At 47.3% G+C, this 24,199-nt stretch carries 27 protein-coding genes; 10 read left to right on the top strand and 17 right to left on the bottom strand.

Going from position 1 to position 24,199, the window contains the following annotated elements:
* Positions 1–30: 30 nt before the first annotated feature.
* A complete protein-coding gene (locus HZF10_RS16255) occupies positions 31–1,353 on the top strand; it encodes a PQQ-dependent sugar dehydrogenase (protein WP_217703399.1) in 1,323 nt (440 codons plus the stop codon).
* Positions 1,354–1,368: 15 nt separating this feature from the next.
* Positions 1,369–1,818: an SRPBCC family protein gene (locus tag HZF10_RS16250; RefSeq protein WP_176007286.1), complete on the top strand. Its 450-nt coding sequence runs from the start codon at positions 1,369–1,371 to the stop codon at positions 1,816–1,818.
* A gap of 91 nt (positions 1,819–1,909) precedes the next feature.
* Here HZF10_RS16250 and HZF10_RS16245 read toward each other — a convergent pair whose 3' ends face one another.
* The 3 genes from HZF10_RS16245 to HZF10_RS16235 are packed head-to-tail and all read right to left on the bottom strand — an operon-like array spanning position 1,910 to position 4,002.
* The gene (locus tag HZF10_RS16245) at positions 1,910–3,181 is read right to left on the bottom strand and encodes an MFS transporter (RefSeq protein WP_176007285.1); all 1,272 of its coding nucleotides are present in this window, start codon (positions 3,179–3,181) and stop codon (positions 1,910–1,912) included.
* A gap of 3 nt (positions 3,182–3,184) precedes the next feature.
* Positions 3,185–3,409: a hypothetical protein gene (locus HZF10_RS16240; protein ID WP_176007284.1), complete on the bottom strand. Its 225-nt coding sequence runs from the start codon at positions 3,407–3,409 to the stop codon at positions 3,185–3,187.
* Positions 3,410–3,411: 2 nt separating this feature from the next.
* Positions 3,412–4,002: a TetR/AcrR family transcriptional regulator gene (locus HZF10_RS16235; protein ID WP_176007283.1), complete on the bottom strand. Its 591-nt coding sequence runs from the start codon at positions 4,000–4,002 to the stop codon at positions 3,412–3,414.
* Between the two features lie 171 nt (positions 4,003–4,173).
* Here HZF10_RS16235 and HZF10_RS16230 point away from each other — a divergent pair, with 171 nt between their 5' ends.
* Positions 4,174–4,536 carry a hypothetical protein gene (locus tag HZF10_RS16230; RefSeq protein ID WP_176007282.1) on the top strand — a complete coding sequence of 121 codons (363 nt, stop codon included), beginning with the start codon at positions 4,174–4,176 and terminating at the stop codon, positions 4,534–4,536.
* Positions 4,537–4,572: 36 nt separating this feature from the next.
* Here the strand turns inward: HZF10_RS16230 and HZF10_RS16225 are convergent, their stop codons facing one another.
* Positions 4,573–5,130: a DUF1543 domain-containing protein gene (locus tag HZF10_RS16225; RefSeq protein WP_176007281.1), complete on the bottom strand. Its 558-nt coding sequence runs from the start codon at positions 5,128–5,130 to the stop codon at positions 4,573–4,575.
* Positions 5,131–5,339: 209 nt separating this feature from the next.
* Here HZF10_RS16225 and HZF10_RS16220 point away from each other — a divergent pair, with 209 nt between their 5' ends.
* Positions 5,340–5,873 carry a hypothetical protein gene (locus HZF10_RS16220; protein WP_176007280.1) on the top strand — a complete coding sequence of 178 codons (534 nt, stop codon included), beginning with the start codon at positions 5,340–5,342 and terminating at the stop codon, positions 5,871–5,873.
* A gap of 52 nt (positions 5,874–5,925) precedes the next feature.
* Here HZF10_RS16220 and HZF10_RS16215 read toward each other — a convergent pair whose 3' ends face one another.
* The 3 genes from HZF10_RS16215 to HZF10_RS16205 form a co-directional block, all read right to left on the bottom strand.
* Complete coding sequence (locus HZF10_RS16215; RefSeq protein ID WP_246282642.1) at positions 5,926–8,292, bottom strand: glycosyltransferase; 2,367 nt, start codon at positions 8,290–8,292, stop codon at positions 5,926–5,928.
* 55 nt (positions 8,293–8,347) lie between these two features.
* The gene (locus HZF10_RS16210) at positions 8,348–9,358 is read right to left on the bottom strand and encodes a glycoside hydrolase family 130 protein (protein ID WP_176007279.1); all 1,011 of its coding nucleotides are present in this window, start codon (positions 9,356–9,358) and stop codon (positions 8,348–8,350) included.
* Positions 9,359–9,496: 138 nt separating this feature from the next.
* A complete protein-coding gene (locus tag HZF10_RS16205; protein WP_176007278.1) occupies positions 9,497–9,766 on the bottom strand; it encodes a hypothetical protein in 270 nt (89 codons plus the stop codon).
* A gap of 442 nt (positions 9,767–10,208) precedes the next feature.
* Here HZF10_RS16205 and HZF10_RS16200 point away from each other — a divergent pair, with 442 nt between their 5' ends.
* Positions 10,209–12,398, top strand: coding sequence for a glutamine synthetase III family protein (locus tag HZF10_RS16200; RefSeq protein ID WP_176007277.1), 2,190 nt, complete (start codon positions 10,209–10,211; stop codon positions 12,396–12,398).
* A 64-nt stretch (positions 12,399–12,462) separates the two neighbouring features.
* Here the strand turns inward: HZF10_RS16200 and HZF10_RS16195 are convergent, their stop codons facing one another.
* Positions 12,463–13,518: a DUF8740 domain-containing protein gene (locus tag HZF10_RS16195; RefSeq protein ID WP_176007276.1), complete on the bottom strand. Its 1,056-nt coding sequence runs from the start codon at positions 13,516–13,518 to the stop codon at positions 12,463–12,465.
* Position 13,519: 1 nt separating this feature from the next.
* The gene (locus HZF10_RS16190) at positions 13,520–13,966 is read right to left on the bottom strand and encodes a T9SS type A sorting domain-containing protein (protein WP_176007275.1); all 447 of its coding nucleotides are present in this window, start codon (positions 13,964–13,966) and stop codon (positions 13,520–13,522) included.
* A gap of 89 nt (positions 13,967–14,055) precedes the next feature.
* On the opposite strand from HZF10_RS16190, the gene HZF10_RS16185 reads away from it, so the two are divergent.
* The 4 genes from HZF10_RS16185 (at position 14,056) to HZF10_RS16170 (ending at position 17,706) form a co-directional block, all read left to right on the top strand.
* Positions 14,056–14,943 (top strand): OmpA family protein, encoded by an 888-nt coding sequence (locus HZF10_RS16185; protein ID WP_176007274.1) that lies wholly within the window; start codon positions 14,056–14,058, stop codon positions 14,941–14,943.
* Between the two features lie 82 nt (positions 14,944–15,025).
* Positions 15,026–15,811, top strand: coding sequence for an OmpA family protein (locus HZF10_RS16180; RefSeq protein WP_176007273.1), 786 nt, complete (start codon positions 15,026–15,028; stop codon positions 15,809–15,811).
* 108 nt (positions 15,812–15,919) lie between these two features.
* Positions 15,920–17,095: an AIR synthase related protein gene (locus tag HZF10_RS16175; protein WP_217703398.1), complete on the top strand. Its 1,176-nt coding sequence runs from the start codon at positions 15,920–15,922 to the stop codon at positions 17,093–17,095.
* A 14-nt stretch (positions 17,096–17,109) separates the two neighbouring features.
* Complete coding sequence (locus tag HZF10_RS16170) at positions 17,110–17,706, top strand: GNAT family N-acetyltransferase (RefSeq protein ID WP_176007272.1); 597 nt, start codon at positions 17,110–17,112, stop codon at positions 17,704–17,706.
* 3 nt (positions 17,707–17,709) lie between these two features.
* Here HZF10_RS16170 and HZF10_RS16165 read toward each other — a convergent pair whose 3' ends face one another.
* Positions 17,710–18,165: a hypothetical protein gene (locus HZF10_RS16165; RefSeq protein ID WP_176007271.1), complete on the bottom strand. Its 456-nt coding sequence runs from the start codon at positions 18,163–18,165 to the stop codon at positions 17,710–17,712.
* Between the two features lie 86 nt (positions 18,166–18,251).
* On the opposite strand from HZF10_RS16165, the gene HZF10_RS16160 reads away from it, so the two are divergent.
* Entirely contained in the window at positions 18,252–18,686 is a 435-nt protein-coding gene (locus HZF10_RS16160) for a hypothetical protein (RefSeq protein ID WP_176007270.1), read from the top strand.
* Between the two features lie 65 nt (positions 18,687–18,751).
* On the opposite strand, the gene HZF10_RS16155 is transcribed toward HZF10_RS16160, so the two are convergent.
* The 7 genes from HZF10_RS16155 to HZF10_RS16125 are packed head-to-tail and all read right to left on the bottom strand — an operon-like array spanning position 18,752 to position 24,149.
* Positions 18,752–19,885: a peptidylprolyl isomerase gene (locus HZF10_RS16155; RefSeq protein ID WP_176007269.1), complete on the bottom strand. Its 1,134-nt coding sequence runs from the start codon at positions 19,883–19,885 to the stop codon at positions 18,752–18,754.
* Positions 19,886–19,909: 24 nt separating this feature from the next.
* Positions 19,910–21,046, bottom strand: coding sequence for a peptidylprolyl isomerase (locus HZF10_RS16150; protein ID WP_176007268.1), 1,137 nt, complete (start codon positions 21,044–21,046; stop codon positions 19,910–19,912).
* Positions 21,047–21,610 carry a gliding motility-associated peptidyl-prolyl isomerase GldI gene (gene gldI / locus HZF10_RS16145; protein ID WP_176007267.1) on the bottom strand — a complete coding sequence of 188 codons (564 nt, stop codon included), beginning with the start codon at positions 21,608–21,610 and terminating at the stop codon, positions 21,047–21,049.
* A 5-nt stretch (positions 21,611–21,615) separates the two neighbouring features.
* Positions 21,616–22,620 carry a DHH family phosphoesterase gene (locus HZF10_RS16140; RefSeq protein ID WP_176007266.1) on the bottom strand — a complete coding sequence of 335 codons (1,005 nt, stop codon included), beginning with the start codon at positions 22,618–22,620 and terminating at the stop codon, positions 21,616–21,618.
* 50 nt (positions 22,621–22,670) lie between these two features.
* A complete protein-coding gene (gene crcB / locus HZF10_RS16135) occupies positions 22,671–23,042 on the bottom strand; it encodes a fluoride efflux transporter CrcB (protein WP_176007265.1) in 372 nt (123 codons plus the stop codon).
* A complete protein-coding gene (locus HZF10_RS16130) occupies positions 23,042–23,437 on the bottom strand; it encodes an ExbD/TolR family protein (RefSeq protein WP_176007264.1) in 396 nt (131 codons plus the stop codon). Before HZF10_RS16130 ends, crcB begins: the two co-directional genes overlap by 1 nt.
* Positions 23,427–24,149, bottom strand: coding sequence for a MotA/TolQ/ExbB proton channel family protein (locus HZF10_RS16125; protein WP_176007263.1), 723 nt, complete (start codon positions 24,147–24,149; stop codon positions 23,427–23,429). Before HZF10_RS16125 ends, HZF10_RS16130 begins: the two co-directional genes overlap by 11 nt.
* Between the last annotated feature and the right edge of the window lie 50 nt (positions 24,150–24,199).

The following is a 24,199-nucleotide window of genomic DNA, read 5'->3' as shown; positions in this document are numbered from 1 at the left end:
CCGAGTCGTAATTTTAGGAAAACACGACTTATGACAACCAAAAATCTACTTATTCTGTTGTGCGCTACATTTCCGATGTTCGCCTGCGCACAAAAAAAAGAGGAAAAAACCAAAGCCAAGTCCACGACTTCCATCAACGACAACAAATTGCCCAAACCTTTCGCGAGCGAATCCGTAACGAATTATTCGAATGTCATCGGCTGGAAAGAAAACGAAACGCCAAAAGCGCCTGCCGGATTCACCGTTTCCAAATATGCGGGCGGTTTCGAGAATTGCCGTTGGATGTACGTGCTTCCGAATGGCGATGTGGTCGTGGCCGAAAGCAATTCGAACTACAGTTTCCCGAAGCAGCTAGGAGCGAAAATCATAGGAGCCGGCAAATCGAACAACGTTTCGAACAGTGCCGACCGCATCATTTTGTTGCGCGATGCCGACAAGGACGGAAAACCCGAAATCCGCGAAACCTTTCTCGACAAAGAAAACGGACTCAACCAACCTTTAGGGATGCTCTTGATTGGCGATTGGTTTTACGTGGCCAATACGAATGCCGTGCTGCGTTTTCCGTATAAATCGGGTCAGACGAAGATTACCGAAAAAGGACACAAACTCGTCGATTTGCCCGAGGGAAAAGTGAACCGCCATTGGACGCGGAACATCATCGCCAATGCAGACAACAGCAAAATCTTCATAGCCGTAGGTTCGGCCAGCAACATCGCCGAGGAAGGACTCAATGAAGAAATTCTGCGTGCCGATATACTCGAAATGAATCCCGACGGCTCCGGACTCAGGGTTTTCGCGTCCGGTTTGAGAAATCCCGTCGGAATGGATTGGGCGCCCGGAACCCAAACGCTATGGACGACGGTCAACGAGCGCGACGAACTCGGCAACGACCTTGTGCCCGATTACCTGACCTCGGTTAAGGAAAACGGCTTTTACGGATGGCCGTATTCGTATTGGGGACAGAACATCGATCCTCGCATAAAGGACACGAAACCCGAACTTGTCAAGAAAACGATCGTTCCCGAAGTCGATTTGGGTTCGCACACGGCTTCGTTGGGATTGGCATTCTCAAAAGGCAAAAACTTTCCCGCCAAGTATCAAAACGGTGCTTTCATCGCACAGCACGGCTCGTGGAACCGCGATCCTTTGTCGGGTTATAAGGTAGTTTTCGTACCTTTCAGTAACGGGAAGCCTTCGGGCAAGATGCAGGATTTCCTTACCGGATTCATCGTCGATCCCCAAAAAGATAAAGTGCGCGGGCGTCCGGTAGGATTGGCGTTCCTTCAAGACGGTTCGCTTTTGGTGACCGATGACAAAACGGGTACGATCTGGAGAGTTTCGTCCCACAAATAAACAACACGACAAAAAATGGAAAGAAAGACATTTACGACTATGATCGACGCGCCACGCGAAAAAGTGTGGGATACGCTTTGGGGAGACGAAACGTACAAAAAATGGACGTCGGCATTCGCTCCGGGATCACGCGTAGAAACCGATTGGCGACAAGGCAGCCGCACGTTGTTCCTCGACGTGAACGGAGACGGTATGATTTCTGAAATCGCCGAGAAGCGCGAACCCGAATTCATGTCGTTCCGCCACCTTGGCGAAATCATCAACGGAAAGGAAGATACCGAAAGTGATAAGGTCAAAGCTTGGGCCGGCGCTACCGAAGACTATACGCTGACCGAGGAAAACGGCGGGACGAAAGTTTCGGTTTCTATGGATATAGACGGTGAATATTCGGATTTTTTCGAGAAGACCTGGCCGCGCGCTTTGGAACACTTGAAGAATATTTCGGAAGGAAACGACATTGAATAAAGCGCTTCCCTGTCGCTGCGAAACCAAAAGTTTTTAAACCATTAAGGAAGTTAAGAGAGTTAACGTTGACTCTCCTAACTTCTTTAATTTTTTAAGCCAAATCCGTGATCGGTTCTATCGGCATCTGGGTTTGGGCTTTTTTGTGTTCGGCGATACGGTTCACACGCGCCATCAGGAAAATCGAAAGCAACGAAATGCATGCGATCACGTAACCCAAAATATTGTAATTCTCAAGCGGACTCGTTTTGGTGTGCTGATAGACGATCTGTCCGGCGGCCACGGCTGCGATTCCGCCAGCGATCTGTTGCATCGATGAGGTGATGGCCATATACGCGCCGCGGTCGGCCATATCGGGAATTGCCGTGTTGATTGCCTGCGAAGGTACGATGCGGCTCATCACACCCGCAAACAGTATCATGTTGTAAGCGATGACTTGCCACAAAGGTGTAATACCAAGGTTGGTATATATCATGATCATCGTAATCGAAATGACAGATCCGATACCGAAAAGCGTCATTTTGTTGATCTTATCACTTAGTTTCCCCACGATAGGCATAATGATCAAAACGGCCAATCCGGTGCTCAAAAATACGATCGGCAATTGTTCTTGCGTAATGCCGAGGTTGTTGATCAGGTACGCGCTCCCGAAAGGCTGCAGCATGAATCCGCCTACGGAAAGCAACGCGACGGTGCTGAAACTAATGCGATAATTGCGGTTCTTTACGGTATGCCACAAATGCAGCAGCGCACTTTTGTCCGATTGCAATGCGAGATGGGCGTCCACTGGCCGCAACTTCGAAATGATCGCGAACAATATCAACGAAGCGATGATCACGACCATGATGAAAGCCGAATGCCATCCCCAAAGGTTCGCGAAATAAATCCCGATCGGAATCCCGATGATCTGGCTCACGGCAAACGACATCTGGATAAAGCCCATCACGCGTCCGCGTTGGTTGAGTGCGAAAAGGTCGGTGACGATGGCCAGCGAGATCGATCCGATAACGCCTCCGAAAAATCCGGTGACGATCCTCGCGACGAGCAGCATCCAGAAATTCTGCGAAAGCGCACAGAACAGCGTGCCGACGATAAATCCGATGTAAAAGAAAACGAGCAGTTTCTTGCGGTCGTACTTATCGGCGAAACCCGCGGCAAGCAAGCCCGAAGCGCCCGCACTGAACGCATATCCCGATACGACAAGCCCGAAGTTGGACGTGCTCATGTCGAGCGTTTTCATCAAGATGTCGCCCAAAGGTGAAATGACCATAAAGTCGAGGATGATCGTAAATTGCAAAAGCGCGAGTATGGCGACCACGAATTTCTGGTAGCCCGTGAATTTTGGTGTTTCTGTAGTGTTTTTCATGATTTACTGAAGTTCGGCGCATTCGTAGCCGAACGATTTGATGATGTTGATGATTGTGGTCGGCCTGAGTTTTTCCGAAACGACGCGCAATACGCAATCGACGTCTTCGCAGTCGACGTTCCAATCGGAAATTTCATCCAAAGCGTCGAGCAATTTGTGCACTTCGCAATTCGGACAGACCAAACCCAGATTGGTCTTGAAAACGTGTATATGGTCTAGTGTTTCCATAATTACGGGGTTAAAGCTTTAATGGTGAGTTCGAGCGCCTGGTCAATCATGGGTTGGGTAATCGAGAACGGTTGTCCGGCCATGGCTTTTCCTTCCTGGTGAAAGCGCAGCATCGAATAAAGCGGGCCGTATGCGATGCACCAGAAAATAGCCGGATTAAGCGGAATGAGTTCGCCTTTTTCTACGGCATTCTGGAAAAATTGGGTCATCTGTTCCTTGAATATGCCAAGCCTGCCGCGCATCACGTGCTCGCCGTAAGGAGAACTTCTCAATATTTCGAAAAAAGCGACCTCGCGCGGATATTCGAACGCGAACGCGACACGGTTTTCCCATTGTTTGCGCAATCCTTCGGGGAATGACATGTCGGGCGAAAAATCCTTGAGCGACATGGTGAAGAACATTTCGCCTACGTCGTTCGCGATTTTCGAGATCAAATCTTCCTTGTCCTTGTAGTAGATGTAAAGCGTGGCCACCGAAATTCCACAGGCTTTCGCGAGCTTGTTCATACTGAAACCTTCGAAGCCTTCGGACACGAAAAGGTCGATGGCTTTGTCGATGACGAGCTTTTCCTTGTTTTCATCTCTTACACGCATGCTTGTTTTTTGGCAAAGATAGAAAATAAATGAATGAACGTTCATTTTTATTTTATTTTTTTTGGGTTGTGATTGGTGATTGGTGAAATGTGAGATGTAAAATGTGAGATGTGATGCGGTTAAACCTTTTGGACGAGAAGCATTCCAAGTTCAAAACGTAAAGACTTTATTATGAGAAATGTATTGACCGTGCTGCTTTTCATCTGTGCGTCCGTTGGGTTTGCGCAAGGGAAATCGGCCGAAGAAAAAGCCACGGCGCTTACCGCCAAAATGCAGACCGAAATCGGTTTTAGCGACCAGACAAAAGAGAAAGTTCAGGCCATCAACCTCGATTTTACGAGCAAAGCCTCGCAATTGCGCGCATCCGAAAGCGACAAGACCGAAAAATTCAAAGCTTTGAAACAACTCGACCAGGACAGGGCCGATGCCTTGAAGGAAATCTTCACCGAAAAGGAATATGCCGCTTTCGAGAAATTCCGCGAAAACAACAAACAGCAAATGCGACAACGCATCAAGGAAAACCGCGACAATTAAAAAGAAACGCCTCTCGAACCGGGAGGCGTTTTTGTATCAGGATTTGAGCAGTTTGTCTATTTTGACGTAACCGATGTGAAGTTCGTCATCGGGAATCCCGTCAATTTTGGTAAACCGAATTGAATACCGTTGCTTGGTTTCTGCCGAAAGGATATCGGCGACGTTGTAAATATCGTCCACATCGATGCCATACTTGTCGTCAATGTGCGATTCGGCTCCTTTGAATCCGAAATGCTCGTAAAAAGCCGTCGATTTGGCGACTTTGGATGCGACCGCCAGACTATCGGCAACCGAAAGTACTTTGTAATGGTATTCCTCGAATTCTCCGGGTATATATCCGCCAAGATTGATGAAGAACAAATGGTTCGAGGATTCTTCGGATTCGCCTTTGTCGGTCACTTCTACCGAATAGCCATCAACCGCAGTGACTTCGCGCCACGCATCGATATGGATTTGCGCCTCCGGCCAGAACGCTTTCATTTCGGGAACGAGGTCTTTTAACGAATCGGCAATCCCGAAAAAAATGTCGTGCTGTTCGGTCAAACGTCCGGGCGGCGTCGCGCCGAGCATGACCATATGGAGTTTTTTGTTCATGCGGCAAAGATAGTTTTTTTGGATACGCTTCGCTTTAGGAGTGATTTCCGTTAGATTGATCGTTTGGTGGTTTATCGGTCTGGAAGTCTAAAGCCGCAGGCGTGTCCAAAGCACAGCGTGTCTAAAAAATTACCATTCCTCTAACGTTTTATTTTTTGGTACGGTTTATGAATGGCGTATTTTTAGAAAACAATCTAAATCTATAAATCATGAAAAAGTTACTTTATCTATTTGCTATTGTCGGAATAACTGCACTTACCGGATGTGAAGGCGATCCGGGACCTCAAGGGCCTCCGGGACAAGATGGTGAAGAAGCCTATGTATATGAAACGCCACCTGTAGACTTTACCGCATCGGGAGATTTCGGAGTATTTTATGACTTTCCGATTACATTTTTGGAATCCGATCATGTGCTGGTTTATCGCTTGAGTGGTGTCTTGCCCGACGGAACGGATGTTTGGAAGCCGCTTCCGGAATCCTATTACTTTGACGATGGAACCCTAGATTTTATGTATAGTTTCGACCATACAAGATATGATGTCAATATTGTTATGGACGGTTTCGACCTTGGCGGCATCAATGCTAATTTTAGGCTTGACCAAGTTTTTAGAATCGTCGTGATTCCTGGGCAATTCGCCAAATCATCGGCCAAAGTCGATCTTAACGATTACAAAGCCGTCATCAAAGCGTACAGCATAGACGAAAGTAAAATCGTGACTTTGCAACCAAAAGTGAAATCGTGATAATTAAAATTAGGTGTAAAAAGAAAGAGAGCTTACGGGCTCTTTTTTTTATTTAGTTCATGGTGAGTTTGTCTTTATACGAACGCGATTTCCTGCGGTGGTACAACTCATTCTCATTTCCGAAATACTTGTCGATCATCATGCGCGCCATCAGATAGCTCACGGTAGATTCGGCACCTTGGTTGAGGTTCACGTTGTGTTCTTCCAAACCGTCGAAACAACCGCCCGTGCAAGGGTTGTAGATGATTTGCTGCAAGTGGTTGTTGCCCAAGAACCAATTGAAGGCCATTTCCATCTTCACCAGATATTTGCGGTCCTTGAAAATGTCGTGGAATTTGCGCAGCGTGATCACGGTATACGCCACGTCTATAGGCTGCTCACCGTATTCCTCGCACACTTCGCCCTTGAAATGCCAGCTTCGGTTCGAAATCACTTTGATGCCTTCTTCACAGAACGTCTTGTCTAAAAGAAAGTCGAAGGATTTCTTCGCGATGTCTTTGTAAACCTCGTTTCCCGTAATCGAAAAAGCGCACAGCAACGATTCCGGAAGCACGCTGTTCGCATACGTGAGATAACCTTCGAACCAAGCCCAGTCGGATGAAGCCGAATGCCTGTACAATTGCACCAACCGATTCGCTAGCAATCCGACGATTCCTGCCGTGTCCTCACTCTTGACGCGTCTGTTGTAATAATACAACCCTTTGATCATAAACGCCATCGAGCGCGGTGAATGCGTCTTGTGGGCGCAAAGTATGGCGCGTTCGAAAATTTCGGTCGCTTTCGAGATGAATTCTTTCGGAAGGATATTCGACAACGAAATCACATAACCCAAAGCCCAAAGCGCACGTCCCGTGGAATCTTCTAGGTTTTCGTTATGGTTTTGGTCGGTGAAGTTCATGTTGAAATCGACATAGTTCATGAACAGCTCGTCGGCGCGTTCGCAATACGCTATGAAATTCAGGTAAATGCCGATGTATCTCAAATCGGCCGTATCGCGGCGGAACTTGTAATGTTGGCACAACGCGATAAGCGCGCGTGCGTTGTCGTCTATCGTATAACCCGAATTGATGTCGGGCTGATTGAGTTTCGAAAACTGCAGCATACCGAAATCGGTCGTCATTTTCTTGATGTGGTCAAGGTTCACTTTCGGGTTGCGGTAATGTAGTTCGAGATCGTCTTTAGCAATTTTCTGAAGGAAGCGCGCATGCTTCACGGCCGAATTTTCCCAAGCCGTGCCCGTAATCTTATGCAATCCGTTCGAAATGATTGTCTGGCGCAATTCGACGTCGAAAATCAATCGGTTCACGGCTTCGGCCAACTGTTGCGAATTCCCGAAATCGAATACGAGTCCGGCATTGTCCGAAAGGAATTCCTTGGCGTGCGGAATCGGCGTGGAAACGACCGGACATCCACAACTGAGCGCATACGAAAACGTTCCGCTTACGGCCTGATTCGGGTCTTTCGAAGTGAACAGGTAAATATCGGTCAATTGCAGATATTCAAGTAATGTGTCGAGAGGCAAGTATTCATTTACGAATCGGACATTGTTCTCAAGATTCAGGTCGGCAATTTTTTGTTGAAGTATCTCTCGATACTGTTCGCCTTCATTCAAAACCACGGTCGGGTGCGTTTTTCCGATGATTAAAAACAACACATCAGGCGTCGTCTTGACGATCGTAGGCAATGCATCCAATGTGGTTTCTATCGATTTTCCAGAACTCAATAATCCGAACGTAGACAAAACGGTGCGCTCACCAATGTCGTATTTCTTTTTGAGAACCGATTTGTCAAGATGCGGTACCAAGTGCGTTCCGTGCGGGATCACGGTGATTTTGTCGCGTGAAACGGTGTAATCGCGCGTCAGGATTTCGGCAGCGTCGTCGGTCATGACGATGATGCCGTCGACCGTATCCAGAATATGTTGGACGTTGGCTTTGAACGCTTCATCGGGGCGCGGCAAAACCGTGTGGAAAACCAGGACGACCGGTTTTTTCACGTCGGTCAGAAATTGGTTGAATGCCGGGATGTTATCCGTGAACAATCCAAATTCATGTTGGATTAAAGTGACCTTGATGTTGTGGTCGGCATTGATTCGCGAAACAAGGTGCTGATACGACTTTTCATCGGACGTGTTGAGAATGAATTTTACGCGAGGATCTTCGTAGGAATGTTGTTCCTTATCGGTTTCGAGCGCGCACACCTTGACATCGAACGAATACACGAACTGCTTTTCCATCGCTTTGATCAAATCTTCCGAATAGGTCGCGATGCCGCATTGCCTTGGCGGGAATGTCGTCAGGAAAAGGATTTCGGGCAGTACGTCGTCCTTTCGCGTCTTTTTGCTTTCGAGAAAAAAATCCTGTGGCAGATAGAACGGGAATTTCATGTTCCCTTTGTTGAGCATATTCGCAGTTTCCATTTTTAGTTGAGTTGTTGGTTTGTAGTTGTCGTTTGTTCAGTCGTTCATTTATATTCTATTGGATTCGGTATTTTTTGAGTTCTAAAAGCAATTCTTCAAGTTTGACCGAAGCGCAGGCGATGCGTTCGTCGGCCGCTCCGTAATACATATATAAAGTGTCGTCTACAACGGCCGTTCCGGTCGGGAACGTGACGTAATCGACATAGCCTTTGAGTTCCCATTCCTTATCGGGATAGAAAAGCGCATGTGGCAAACGCGCGATTTCCTTTGTAGGATCGTCGAGGTCGAGCAACGCGGCACAGGCTACATACATATAACCTTCTACGGTATCGTGCACGCCGTGGTAAATCAACAGCCAGCCATCGGCGGTTTCTATAGGAGGCGCGCCGTTGCCGATATAGCTTAGTTCATGGGCGTATTTCGGATCCAGTACGATGTTCTTCTTGAGCTCCGACAGATATTTTTCCCAGAATTTTTCGCCGATTTCGTCTAAAGAATCGACCTGAACCATTTGCATTCCGGGACGGATGCGATGCAGGAACGTCAATTTTCCGTTTAGCCGACGCGGAAAAAATACCACGTTTTTGTCCCAAACATATTGATCGTCGCCCGAAACGGGCTGAAAATATTTGATGTTCAATCCTTCGCGCTGAGAAGCCAAACCGCTTCGCAAGAAACCCGCGCGATATTTCGGGACGATGATGCCGTGTTTGTGAAATTTCTTCATATCGGATGAGGTCGCGACACATCCGAAAGCATGCTTGCCGTCGTAACCGCAATACGACAAATAATAGGTGTCGTCGATTTTTACGATGCGCGGATCTTCGACGCCGTGTTTTTCATAATCGAATTCGGGTACGACGCAAGGTTTGTCCATGCGATAATCAACTTCCAACGGATTGGCGAACGTGCAATAGCCTAAAGTCGATCGGTTACCCAAAGCGACGGCGCGGTAAAACATGTGGATTTTTCCGTTTTCGACAATCACGGCAGGATTGAGCACGCCTTCGATCTCAAAGGCGAGATCGCGTTTTTCAAGTACCAATCCATGTTTGACGACATTCATATTTTTCCCACATTTTGAGGTTTTCAAATTTCCTTCAAAAACGGCCAATCCCATTACACGATTCGCGAGGTTTCGTTGCAACATTATGTGTGAAGGAAATCGCTAAAAAACAAAAAACGACCCCGAAAGGTCGTCTTCTTATAAATTGGCTCCGGCCTTGTTTGCCCATTGGGTAGCCCGTTCTTTCGCTCGATTGGCGAATTCCTCTCCGTCCTCGACGATCTGGGCGTATTCTTTTTTGGCTTTGCGCTCAAGGCTGCTGAGCTTGCTTTTGAATTTATCGGCATAATCACCGGCCGTATCTTTCATTTTGGCTTTTTTGGAACGGTTGCGGTACGCTATGATGCCTGCCGCGGTCAAGGCGGCGACCCCGATCGCTACGCCCGCTATGATGGCTTTTTTGTTCATGATATATGAATTTAGGTTGTGTTATCTTCTAAAAGTACCTATTAAAAAATAGGAGTAAAAGGATGTTGTGAGAGCTTTAAGTTAATTAACGTTAAGAGACGGATGAAAGACTTATAGATAATAGACTTATAGATAATAGACGGATAGATGAAAGACTAAAAGATGAAAGACTAAAAGATGAAAGACGTCCGATTGACGAAAATCTATAATAATCCAATTGACGGAAAATCCAACTACGTCCACAAATGCTGAAACCGAGTCTGGAGTGTGTCTATTATCTATCCGTCTATCATCCATTGTCAAAAAAATAGGGGTAAAACATCAAATGTTGATAAATTTTCAAAATCACCCCTCTTAAAATAGGGTATTGTGTTTTTTAGAATCAAAAATCATCTATATTTGCACCAAATTAATTAGGGTTTAATACTTTAAAACATAACTTATGTCAACTTTCCGTTTTCAATCTTTGAAGGAAACAGCGAACAGAAAAGCTGTTGAGGTAAAAGAGCTGGACAAAAAATCGATCATTTTTGGCAGCAATGTGTTCAACGACAAGGCGATGCGTCAATTCCTTACGCCGGAAGCCTACAAAGCCGTACAAAGCGCCGTGCAGCACGGAACAAAAATTGACCGCAAACTCGCCGATTACATCGCGATGGGGATGAAAGAGTGGGCGCTTGCCAAAGGTGTTACGCACTACACACACTGGTTCCAACCGCTTACGGGCGCGACTGCAGAAAAACACGATGCGTTCTTCGAAACTTCTTTCGACGGATCTGATCCGGTAGAGAAATTTGGCGGAAGCCAACTCGTACAACAAGAACCAGATGCGTCTTCTTTCCCGAACGGAGGAATCCGCAATACGTTCGAAGCCCGTGGTTATACGGCTTGGGACCCAACTTCACCAGCTTTCATCTTCGGAACTACACTGTGTATCCCAACCGTATTCGTTTCGTACACAGGTGAAGCCCTGGATAACAAAGCGCCGCTTTTGCGTGCGTTGAGCGCAATCGACGATGCGGCTACCGAAGTGGCCAAATACTTCGACAAAAATGTAAAGAAAGTAACCCCGACTTTGGGTTGGGAGCAGGAATATTTCCTTATCGATGCGGCTTTGGCGGCTTCACGCCCGGACATTTTGTTGACGGGAAGAACCTTGCTTGGGCATGCTTCGGCAAAAGGACAGCAATTGGAAGACCACTATTTCGGATCAATCCCGACACGCGTCCTTAACTATATGCGCGACCTTGAAAACGAGTGTATGTTGCTTGGAATTCCGGTAAAAACGCGTCACAACGAAGTAGCGCCGAACCAATTCGAGCTTGCACCGATCTTTGAGGAAACCAACTTGGCGGTAGACCACAACTCACTTCTTATGGACGTGATGCAAAAAGTGGCCGAGCGTCATTTCTTCAAAGTGCTTTTCCACGAAAAACCGTTCAAAGGCGTCAACGGATCAGGGAAACACAACAACTGGTCGTTGGCAACCGATACAGGCGTGAACCTTTTGGCTCCGGGCAAAACGCCTATGAGCAACTTGCAGTTCCTTACGTTCTTCATCAACACGATCAAAGCGGTTTACACATACGAAGAATTGATGCGTGCTTCTATCGCGTCGGCTTCTAACGATCACCGTTTGGGAGCGAACGAAGCGCCGCCTGCGATCATTTCGGTATTCATCGGACAACAGTTGACAAGAGTGTTGGAACAACTTGAAGACGTCACCAACGGAAAATTGTCTCCGGAAGAAAAAACCGATCTTAAACTCAACGTAGTCGGTAAAATTCCAGACGTCTTGCTAGACAATACAGACCGTAACCGTACGTCTCCGTTCGCGTTTACAGGAAACAAATTCGAATTCCGCGCCGTAGGTTCGTCTGCAAACTGCGCCGTTTCGATGACGACTTTGAACTCTATCGTCGCCAAACAGCTTATCGACTTCAAGAAGGAGGTAGATGCATTGATCGACAGCAAAGGTTTGAAGAAAGACGAAGCGATCTTCAACGTACTCCGCGAGTACATCAAGCAAACCAAAGCCATCCTTTTCGAAGGCGACGGATACAGCGACGACTGGCAGAAAGAAGCTGCAAAACGCAAGCTTTCCAACCACAAAACGACTCCGGAAGCGTTGAAAGCGAAAGTTTCCAAAAAAGCGATGGAGCTTTTCGAAAGCCTTGGCGTCATGAACCATGTAGAAGTAGAAGCGCGTTACGAAATCGAGGTTGAGGAATACACTAAAAAAATCCAGATCGAAGGACGCGTTTTGGGCGACATCGCCCGCAACCACGTCATCCCGACCGCGATCAAATACCAGAACACGTTGATCGAGAACGTCAAAGGTTTGAAGGAAATCTTCGGAAAAGACTTCGAGAAAATCGCGAAAGAGCAAATCGTGCTGATCAAAGAAATCTCTGCGCATATCGAAGGCATCAACACTAATGTAGAAGCGATGACCGAAGAGCGCAAGAAGGCCAACAACCTTACAAGTGCCGAGAAAACTGCGGCTGCGTATTGCGACAAAGTGAAGCCGTATTTCGACATCATCCGCGAGCATTGCGACAAGCTTGAGCTTTTGGTAGACGACGAAACCTGGACACTTACCAAATACCGCGAATTGTTGTTTACGCGTTAATCGACAAATCGTTCCAAATAAAAACCCGCTTCTTTCGAGGCGGGTTTTTTATTGCGGATGTTTTTTAGTTGTCCGATTGCGAAAGGTCGGGTGATGAACTTCCGTTGAAGGTTTGGGAAACCCAGGTAGCCGTTGCCGCGTTGAAAACATAGGCCTTGTTGTCGGAGTAATCCAAAAACGCAAAACTTCCGATTCCGACCAACAACTCCGGCGAAGAAGACGCGTTGAACGATTGGTTTGCCCAAGTTCCGGTTTTGGCGCTGAAAGCGTAGGCCTTGTTCGCACTGTAATCTACAAAACCGAACGCACCGTAGTTTCCCGAAAGCTCCGGAGAAGCGCTCGCATTGAACGGTTGGTTGCTCCAGGTTCCTGTTTTCGAATTGAAAACATAAACTTTGGCACCGTCGTAATCTATAAAACCGAAATTTCCTTTCGACAACGTTATGCTCGGAGATGCCGAAGCCGAAAACGTCTGGCTGCTCCAAGTACCCGCAGCTCCGCTGAACGCATAGGCTTTGTGGGCTGTGTAGTCTACAAAGGCGAAATTGCCCTCGGTAGCGGTCATTTCAGGAGATTCCGAGGCCGAATAGGGCTGGTTCGACCAAGTTCCCGTCATGGCATTGAACACGTAGGCTTTGTTGGCGCTGTAATCTATGAAACCGAAGTTCGTGTACTGGCTTTCCTGAACCACGTCGGCAAGGGAATTTCCAGCTGTTGCACCCGCTAATGTTCCGGCTGCCATCGCGTAAGGAACTGAAAGCAATTGGGTTGTTCCGACAAGCGTGTAGTTCGTTCCGCCGGCTGCGTCCATTTCCACTTTGAGGAATTTCGAACCGTTTGCCCAAGTGATTCCGGCGAACGTTCCCGTTGTTGGCGTTCCTTGGCCGATGACGAGGTTGAACAGACCTTGGGCGTTCGTCATTTTCGTGTGCGTTTCGGTATAAAGGACCGTTCCGGTCGCCGATGTGTTCAACACGGAAAGTCGCAATCCGACGTTCGAATTCGCGACCGCATTGCCCGAACCGTTAAGCGCGATGGCTTGATATGAAATGCCTTGCGGAATCTGGGCAAAAATCAGTGACGTTATAAAAAGAGCCGATAAGAGTAATAATTTCTTCATTTTAGTGTTTTACGATTTTGAATGCGTTGAATTTTTTGTTTTCGAATTGGATCAGGTAAATGCCCGATGAAAGCGAGGTCAGGTCAAGATTGTTCTCGCCTCCGATCAAACGCTGCAACACGAGTTTACCCGATTGGTCGAAAACCGAGACTTTCTCACCGATGAGATTCAGATCGGTCTTGAACGAAATGCCGGCTGTCGTCGGATTCGGATACGCCACGACTTTCGGCGCCGGACTGAATTCGGCGACCTCGAGTTGGCCGTTCTGTGTCAAAATGCCGATAAGGCCGCTTTGGGATTGAATCGGATTCACGGGAACGACGACGATCTCGCCCACAGAAACCGAGGACGAAGCCGTTACGAGGCTTCCCGAATTCACCGTCTGCACGAGCGATTGTGCACTCGCGCAACCCATTGACAGTAAAAGGATAGGAGTTAATTTTCGCATATTAAATTTTGTTTGAAACAAATATATAGAAATAGATTTCGCATGCCAGTTTTATTTTGTGTACCTTTCCTATATCCCAAATTATGCAGATGAAAGCTAAAATATTGATGCTTTTGTTGTTTTTAGCGCCCATACTTGCCAACGCGCAGCAACAATTCCCGGTTTACTTCGACAGCAACAAACACGACCTTAAAAAGACCGAATCCGCGCGATTGCAAAAGTGGATGGACGCCAACCAAGACGTCAAGATCGTCGCCATAAACGGATACACGGACGAAGACGGAAGCCTCGGCCATAACGATTCGCTTGCCCAACGTCGGGTTTCGACGATTTACAAAGTCATTTCGGGCAAAATCAAGATCCGTGAAGATTTCAAGACGAGAAGTTTCGGCGAATTGCACGAACATTCCAAAAACAAGGCCGAGAACCGGAAAGCCGTGATTTATTATATCGAAGCCAAAGACATTCCGCGTGAGAATGAAATCCTGGGCATCCAACCCGAAAAAGCGCCCGAGCCGCAGAAACGCATCGTGACGTATCCGGAGCGCATCACGGTAGACAATCCCGACGGCACGAAATCGGAATATAAGCTCGACGTCGAATTCATGCGCCAGATGACCAATGCGACAAAAGGCGACAAGCTTACGATTGCGAACCTTAATTTCGTGATCAACACCTTTGCGATCGTACCCGAATCGCGCAGCAAATTGTACGAACTGTTGCTTGTTTTGCAGCGAAACCCGAACCTCAGGATCGATATTCAAGGTCATTTGTGCTGCAGTCCTAAAGATCATACCGATTTATCTACCAAACGCGCCAAAGCGATCTATCAATTCCTCGTGATGAACGAAATCGAAAAGTCGCGTCTGTCGTACAAAGGTTTGGGTACGACGGCGCCTTTGTTTCCGATTCCCGAGAAAAGCGAAACGGAACGCGCGGCGAACAGACGGGTCGAGATCGAGATTTTAGGGAATTGATTATTTTTTATTTCTATTATTTATTCATTGCTTCCGACAGGGAAGTCCGTATTCCAATAAAAAATAACAATAAAAAATTGTAATGAAATTCGCTTTCTTCTTCCTCTTTTCGATTTCATTCGGCTTTGCCCAAAATCAAACCGAAGTCTTTTTCGAATTCGACCACTACGACCTCGAACCTTCGCAACAGCAAAAACTCGACAGCTGGATCGTACAAAATCCGAAAGCCGAAGTGACGGGAATTTACGGGTATTGCGATCGCATCGGAACGCTCGAATACAATGATAGCCTTTCTGTAAAACGAGCCGAAACCGTAAAGGAATACCTCAAATCGAGCGAAATGGCTTTTGCCGATGATTTCGAACTCAAAGGATATGGCGAGAACTTCCTGCAATCGAAAACAAGGAGCGAGAACAGGAAAGTCGCGGTGAGGTACGCATTGGAAACGGATTCACAAACAATCAATCCAAGACCCAAAAGCGAGCTTCAGAAAACTATGGAGAAAGCGGTAGTCGGAGAAAAAATCCGTTTGCCCAACCTGAATTTTTTCAACATGAGCGACCAAATCGTGCCCAAATCGCGTGCGGTGCTTGGCGAATTGCTCGAAATCATGAAATCGAATCCTAAGCTTAAGGTGGAAATCCAGGGCCACATCTGCTGCCAAACCGTAAAAGAGCGCGATTACTCGTATGTTTCGACGATACGCGCCAAAGCGGTCTACAATTATTTGGTTCGCAACGGCATCGAGCCGGAAAGGCTTTCTTATAAAGGATACGGGGTTTCGCGTCCGTTGCATCCGATTCCCGAAAAGAACGAGAAAGAGCAGGACGAGAACAGGCGGGTGGAAGTGGAGATTCTTGGGAATTGAGTATTCTTTATTTTTATTGTTTATTATCGTTTGAGTGTGTCGATTCGGGCAAACAATGAAAATAAATAATAAATAATAAAACTATCTTTGCAGCCACAACACACAATCATGACAGACACTTCCAAACGCTACGCGCAACGCGGGGTTTCGGCCGAAAAAGAGGACGTTCACGCCGCGATAAAAAACATCGACAAAGGACTTTTTCCGAAAGCTTTCTGTAAAATCGTTCCCGATTATCTCACCGGCGACGGCAACTACTGTCTCGTGATGCATGCGGACGGCGCAGGTACGAAATCGGCTTTGGCCTATATGTACTGGAAGGAAACGGGCGATTTGTCTGTTTGGAAAGGCATCGCACAAGACGCGCTGATCATGAACATAGACGATCTTTTATGTGTGGGTGCGACTGATAACATCATGTTGTCGTCTACAATCGGACGCAATAAAAACCTGATCCCGGGCGAAGTTTTGGCCGCGATCATCAACGGAACCGAGGAACTCATCGAAGAACTCAAAAACTTTGGCGTGACGATCCATTCCACGGGTGGCGAAACGGCCGATGTCGGTGACCTTGTGCGCACGATCATCGTCGATTCTACGGTTACGGCGCGCATGAAACGTTCGGCGGTGATCGACAACGCAAGGATCAAACCCGGAGATGTGATCGTGGGTCTCGAATCGTTCGGGCAGGCGACTTACGAAAAATCGTATAACGGCGGAATGGGCAGCAACGGTTTGACTTCGGCCCGCCACGACGTTTTTTCGAAATACCTCGCCGAAAAATACCCCGAGAGTTTTGATGCGGCCGTGCCGTCGGATCTTGTGTATTCGGGCAACGTGAAATTGACCGATGCCGTAGAGGATTCTCCGATAGACGCAGGAAAACTAGTACTTTCGCCCACAAGGACATACGCTCCGATCATCAAGAAAATACTTTCAAAATATTATCCCGAAGACATTCACGGCATGGTGCATTGTTCGGGAGGCGCGCAGACGAAAGTGCTGCATTTCGTAGATAATGTCCATGTGATAAAAGACAACCTGTTTCCGGTTCCGCCTTTGTTCAAATTGATCCAGCAGCAATCCAAAACAGACTGGAAAGAAATGTATCAGGTGTTCAACTGTGGACATCGCATGGAATTGTACGTGCCCGAAGCGATTGCCGAAGACATCATCTACATCTCGAAATCGTTCAATGTCGATGCGAGGATCGTCGGACGCGTGGAATCGTACGAAGGAAAGAAACTTACGATCAATAGCGAGTTCGGGGAATTCGTTTATTAAATCCCATACGTTTTATGGCTTTCGATTTCGAACAGAACCTGATTCTCGAAGACGAGCGCGTGTTGCTTCGTCCGCTTGAGTTTTCGGATGTCGAAAACCTGCTGTATTTGTCTGAAAACGAGCCCGAACTTTGGAAATTTTCACTGGTTCGTGCCGGTGGCGGACGCGAACATTTGGAACATTACATCCGGATTGCTTTGGAAGCCCGTGAAAAGCATACCGAATTCCCGTTTATCGTATTCGACAAAACGACCAGCCGTTATGCCGGAAGCACGCGTTATTACGACATGAATTTTGGATTTTCGTCGCTTCAGCTCGGCTACACATGGTATGGCAAGGATTTTCAGGGAACGGGTCTCAACAAACACTGCAAATTCCTGTTGCTGCAATACGCTTTTGAGACTTTACGAATAGAGCGCGTCGAGTTCCGTGCCGATGCGTCCAATGAGAAAAGCATTGCGGCGATGAAAAGCATCGGTTGTACCGTCGAAGGGATTTTCCGCAGCCATCAACCCAAAGCCGAAGGAGGAAGACGCGACAGCATCGTGTTGAGCATCCTCAAATCCGAATGGGAAGCTACCGTAAAAGAAAACCTGAGTTCCAGACTATAACAATCAGCGCAATCCGCCGTCGATCTGACCTGTAAGTTTCATGGTCAAGTATACCAATACCGCAACGGCAAGGACCACTACGATACGCATCACCAGGTTTTTGTAATACAGTATCAGGTTTTCGTCTTTATTCGATTTTTGCCTGTTCAAAGTCACGAACAGCAAAATCGCGAGCGGAATGAAAGCCAAAAAGATTAAGGCAATACCGCCAGGCCAATGCATCAGCGAGAACAAAATCCCTAAAACAAGATTTGAAAGGAAAAATCCCGATCCGAGCGAAAGCCCGATCTTTTGGTTTTTTAAGCCGTTTGCAGGGAAAAAGTAGAACGAGAACGGAAAATAAATCAATCCCAAACAGCCCAAAGCCAAAATCAGTAGAAGGCTCGACCCGGGAATGTGGGCGATGCGCAGCAAAATTCCCAATAAAGACAAAGAGGCGAATGTGGTTTCCGTTTTCATATTGATGTTTGCGCAAATATAAGATTTCGGCTATATTCTTACAGAAATAATATCCGTCAATCGATTACCTTTACAAAAAAAATCACATGGAAATCACCGCTGGCAAAGGTATCGATAAATTGTTGTTCGGCATGAAGACGAGCCACGTCGAAACGCTTTTGGGCCGACCCGACCTGAACTTCAAGGACGACGACAAAAACGTCATTTACGTGTACAACGAATCACGTCTGCGCCTGACTTTTTATGAGGACGAGGATTTCCGTCTCGGGTATTTCATCTGTGCCAACCAAGAGGCCACGTTATCGGGCAGCAAAGTCATCGGCCAAACCGTCGAGGAAATCAAAAATACTTTGCCCAAGAGTTTCAAAACCTGGGAAACCGAGCGTTTCGACATTGCCACGAATCACTTCAATGAAGCGAATTGGCTGATTTTGCAAGAAGAATTCGGACACGTTTCGAAAGTCGAAATCGGTGCCGTGATAAACGACAAAGACGAATTGGAATGGGCTTTTAAAAGTTGATTACACGTCACTCCATAAAAAAATCCGGCATTGCGACCGGATTTTTTATTGTGATGTTGCGATGATTATTGTTTCTCCACAAGCTCGATTTCGAAAATGATGTTCGCATTCGGCGGGATCACGTTTCCGGCGCCTTTTTCGCCATAACCCAATTTAGATGGGATGAAAGCGACCAATCTGTCACCGAAGCCCATTTTTTCCAAAGCTTCGACAAATCCAGGAATCAATCCGCTTTTGTTGCCTGCGGTGAAAGGGAAAGGCTTGTATCCGCCTTGAGTGGCGCGTGCTTCGTCAAATCGGCCGTATTCTTTGGCTACCGATTCGAAATTGCTGTCGAAAAGCGAGCCGTCTTCCAAATATCCGGCGTAATAAATGAATACCTGTGTACCGTCGGCCGGTTTTACGCCCGTACCATTTTTGATGATTTTGTATTGCAAGCCGCTGTCGGTTGTCATTGCCGTAGCACGGATTCCGTCGAGAAATGTTTTCTTTGCAGTCTTAGCCGTAGCCGCTTTCTCATCGGCGATTTTCTTGGCAGCGGCTTCCTCTTCGGCTTTTTTCTTGTCCTCGGAAGATTTTTGGGCGAAGTAATTGCCGAAAATTTTGGCGGCATCGAATTTCTTGGCCTCTTTTCCTTTGCGGATGATCGTGACTTTGTTGATCACGTCGTCCTGAGCGATTGCATTCACGACGTCCTGACCTGTAACGACATGTCCGAAAACCGTGTGTTTGCCATTGAGCCAGCTGGTTTCTTTGTGTGTGATGAAAAACTGGCTGCCGTTCGTGCCAGGTCCGGCGTTGGCCATCGATAGGATGCCAGGCCCTGTGTGTTTGAGGTCGGCAACGATCTCGTCCTTGAATTTATAACCCGGATCACCCGAACCGTTACCAAGCGGATCACCGCCCTGGATCATGAAATCCTTGATCACGCGGTGGAATTTCAATCCGTCGTAAAACGGTTTTCCTTTGTATTTTTCGGCTACCATAGGATTGTTTCCTTCGGCCAACGACACGAAGTTCGCCACGGTTACCGGAGTTTTTTGGTATTCGAGTTGCAACAGGATCTTGCCTTTCGAAGTTTCTATTTCGGCAAAAATTCCCTCGTCGGGCTTGGCTGCAGGACTCGCAGTCCCTTTTTTGTTTTGGGCCTGCATCATCGTGACCGACAACAGCAGGAAAAGCATCGCTTTAAGTTTCATTTCGTTGGTTTTAAGTGTGTAAGATTATTTTCGGGTTGATGGTTGGTCTTCGTTCTTGATCAATTCGACTTCGAAAACAAGGTTCGCATTCGGCGGAATGATGCCACCCGCGCCGGCCGCTCCGTATCCCATTGTCGACGGGATGAAAAGCACCGCCTTGTCTCCGTAAGATAATTGCGACATGCCTTCTTTGAATCCCGGGATGAGTTGTCCTTGCGGTCCGTATACGAAACGCATCGGCAAATAACCGCCGCCTTGTTCGCGCGCCTGTTCGTATTTTCCGTAAGCTTCCGCAACCGAAATGATGTTGCTGTCGAACAGCAAACCATTTTCGAGATAGCCGGCATAATTCATGAACGTCAACGTACCGTTGGCGGGTTTTTCGCCCGAACCCTTTTTGGTGATCAGGAATTCTACACCCGAAGGCAATTTGGTGGCTTTGGCACGCAATGCGGTCAACTCGGCTACTTTTTTATCGATGACGGCCTTGTACTTTTCGGTGTAAATTTTTTGGTATTCGGCGGCTACTTCGGCTTGCTTTTTCTGGTTGTCGAGCTCTTTCGAGAAATAGTCGCGGAAGGTTTTCGACGCATCGAAACGCTTTGCCGCTTCTCCTACACGCACGATTTTCACCGATTCCATCACATCGTTTTGTCCGATGGCATCGACTACATCCTGGCCCGTAACGACATATCCGAAAACCGAATGGCGTTGGTCGAGTTGAGGCGTCGGCAAATGCGTGATGAAGAATTGGCTGCCGTTCGTGCCCGGTCCGGCGTTGGCCATGGATAAAGTCCCGGCGCGGTCGTGCTTCAGGTCGGCGTTGAACTCGTCGCTGAATTTGTAACCCGGTCCGCCCGATCCGTCGCTAAGCGGGTCACCGCCTTGGATCATGAAGCTCGGAACGACGCGGTGGAATTTCAATCCGTCGTAAAACGGCTTGCCTTTGAATTCATCCGAACAGAATGCATTTTTGCCTTCGGCCAACGTCACGAAGTTCGCGACGGTCACAGGTGCTTTCTGGTATTCGAGTTCGCACAGGATTTTGCCTTTGTTGGTCGTGATTTCGGCGTAAAGCCCATCGGCGAGGTCACTTTTTTCGTGTTTACAGGAAGTCAGCGAAACGGAAATCGCGAAAAGCGCGAGAAACAGTTTTTTCATTTATTCGGAAGTCGTTTGGTTTTCGGGCTTGATATCGGTAAGTGTGACCGTACAAATCAAAGGTTGGTTGTGGCCGATGCGTCTGTTGTCGCCGTGGTAGCCGTAACCCATGTGCGACGGAAACAGAAATTTCACGGTTTCGTTCTTGTGCATGAGCTTGATGCCGTGACGCAATCCCATCATGATTTTCTGCTCTTTGTCTACGTGGTATTCCTGCGGACGCAATTCGAGTTCGGAGTAGATGATATTGCCGTCGAGGTCGCTCAATTCGTAATTGAAATACGCGATATCGCCTTTTTTGGGACGGATCGTATCGGTCGCATTTTGTTTGATGTACGTGTAATAATACCCTTTTTTAGACCCGATATATTTTTGGTTCGGATTGCTTTTGATGATCGAATCGATCTTGCCTTCCTCGCCCGCGATGAGTTTTTTGTTGCGCTCGGCAGATTCCTTCATGAACGTGCCCTCGCTGTGCGAAACCGGACGTCTTGCCTGTTGTTGGCTGCAGCAGGCCGCAAAGACCGAAAGCAACAACAGTAAAAGTATTTTGTGGTTTTTCATAGGTTTCAGATTGAAATTTGGGAAATCAAACCCTCGAATTTATGAATCGTTTCCTGTAGTGAGGTCAACGATTTTCCGCCGGCCGCGTTGATGTGTCCGCCTCCGTTGAAATGCTCGCGTGCGAACTGGTTCACGTCTACGTCGCCTTTTGAACGGAACGAAATCTTGATGATGTTCTCGTCTTTATGTTCGATGAAAATCGCCGTCATGACAATACCTTTAAGACTCAGGCCGTAATTTACGATGCCTTCGGTGTCGCCTTTCACATATCGGAAATCTTCCAATTCCTGTGCCGAAAGCGAGGTGTAACTGGTTTTTTTGTTAGGGATGATCTTGAGGTTCTGGAGTGCGCGTCCAAGCAATTGCAAACTGTTGTACGTATTGCTGTCGTAAACCGAATTGTGGATGTAACCGTTCTCCACACCCAAATCGATAAGGTCGGCCACGATGCGGTGCGTCTTGCTTGTCGTCGACGGAAATCGGAACGAACCCGAATCGGTCATGATGCCGCAATAAATGCATGTCGCGATCGTCTTGTCGAGCAAATCGGCTTTTCCGAGACCCAAAATGAAATCGTACACCATCTCGCAAGTCGAACCGTAAGACGTATTCGAAAAGGTGTAAGTCGCATAATCGTCGGGTTTTTGATGGTGATCGATCATGATGAACGTCGCTTTGAGCCTGGCGAGCGTATGCTCCATTTCGCCCGTGCGATGCAACGCGTTGAAATCTAAAGTGAACACGATGTCGGCTTTCTCGAGGATTTCCGAAACGGCTTCCTTGTCTTTTTCGAAAATTTTTACGGTTTCCGACGACGGGAGCCACGCCAGGAAATCGGGAAATTCGTTAGGCGCGATCACAACCGGCTTTTGCCCAAGTTTTTTGAGAAAATGATACAATCCCAAAGTCGAGCCCATGGCGTCTCCGTCTGGACTGCGATGCGGAATGATGGCAATGTTTTTTGGGGAAGCCAATAAGGCGTTGATTTCCTGAAAATCGCGTTCGTTCATAGGGTGCGAATTTACAGTTTTTTCATAATTAGTGGCCGGCTTTTATCAATTCATTGTGAGATAAAAAGTCCGAGCCAAACCGCGGCCAATCCTACGATTACACTGGCTGCGATGTAGACGAATGCCAATGCGCCGTTTCCGGTTTGCATCAGCGCGATATTTTCATGCCCGAAAGTCGAAAAGGTTGTGTATCCGCCACAAAATCCGGTTACGAGAAACCATTTGTAGCCCGAATCGACAAGGCCGTTTTTTTGCAATTGGCCCAAAAAGAGCCCGATAATGAAACAGCCGATAACGTTCGTGACCAAAGTCGCCCACGGGAAAACCGACTGGAAATAGCGGTTCACGAAAATTGCGGTAAGATAACGCAACACGCTTCCGATGGCGCCTCCTAAAGCGACGAGAAGCATGTTTCTTACCATCAGTTCTTGGCCGTTGCGATCACGAAATTGAGTTTGAGCTTGACACCGATCTGCATCAAATCGACCAAATCCTGAACCTGAAGATCGGCCGGAATCCGGATCACGACGTTTTTGTCGCCTGAATTCTGTACACGCGCCGCGAGTTCCATTTCGAGTTGGTCGAAAGGCACTTCTTCTTTATTGAGGAAATAGTGTTTTTCGGGTGTGACGGATAGTGTCAAATGATCCTTTTTCGTCGTTTCGGTCGATTCGGCTTTGGGAAGCGTCAACTTGATCACGTTCGGGTTGGCCAGCGTCGAGATGATGAGGAAAAACAGGAACAAAAAGAACATGATGTCGCTCATCGAGGCCGAGAACAACTCGGGATGGAAACGCCTTTTTCTTTTAATTGCCATCTGGAGACTGGATTACGTTAATGATTTCGAGGGTTTGAGCTTCGGCTTTGACCGTAAAACCATCGATGACCATGTTGTACAAATGGTAGCCCGAATAAGCGATAACACCTACTACAAGACCGGCTCCCGAAGAGATCATTTTTTCGTAAAGACCTCCCGAAATCGTCTGGATATTCAAATTACCCGTAGTCGAAATCGAGTGGAAAATCTTGATGACCCCGGCAATCGTTCCGATGAATCCGAGGATTGGCGCTACACCCGAAATCAAACCTAGATAACCAAGGCCTTTTTCCATTTTGGCGATCTCGATGTTCGCGGTTTTTTCCATTGCGGATTCGATTTCGGAAATCGGGCGTCCGATGGTCTGGATGCCTGATTTCAGGATGGCTGCCGTTGAATTTCCGTCGCGGCTGCACAACATCAACGCATTGTCGATGCGGCCCGCGCGCAATTGGGTTTTCACTTCGTTGAGTAAATTCGGGTCTTGCTTGCCTAGCTTTTTTATGGTCATGGCGCGTTCGATGATCACGTAGATGCAGAAGAAAAGCAACAGGATCAACGGATAGATCATCGCTCCGCCTTTAAGGACGAAATCAAGGTAAGATACGTTTTCGGTAACGGCTACAGTAGCAGCTCCGGCGGCGTTTTGTGCGGCAGCAGTAGTGTCTTGTACTGTTTGTGGATCTTGGAGCAGCAAAGTGAGGAATTGCATAGAAAAATATCGGTTTTAATTTGTCTTGAACAAAAATGCACATTTTTTAA

Origin of the sequence: Flavobacterium agri, assembly GCF_013401995.1 — a bacterium.
GTDB lineage: Bacteria > Bacteroidota > Bacteroidia > Flavobacteriales > Flavobacteriaceae > Flavobacterium > Flavobacterium agri.
Note: the sequence above shows the minus strand (reverse complement) of the source record. Positions and strands in the feature narration are given on the sequence as shown.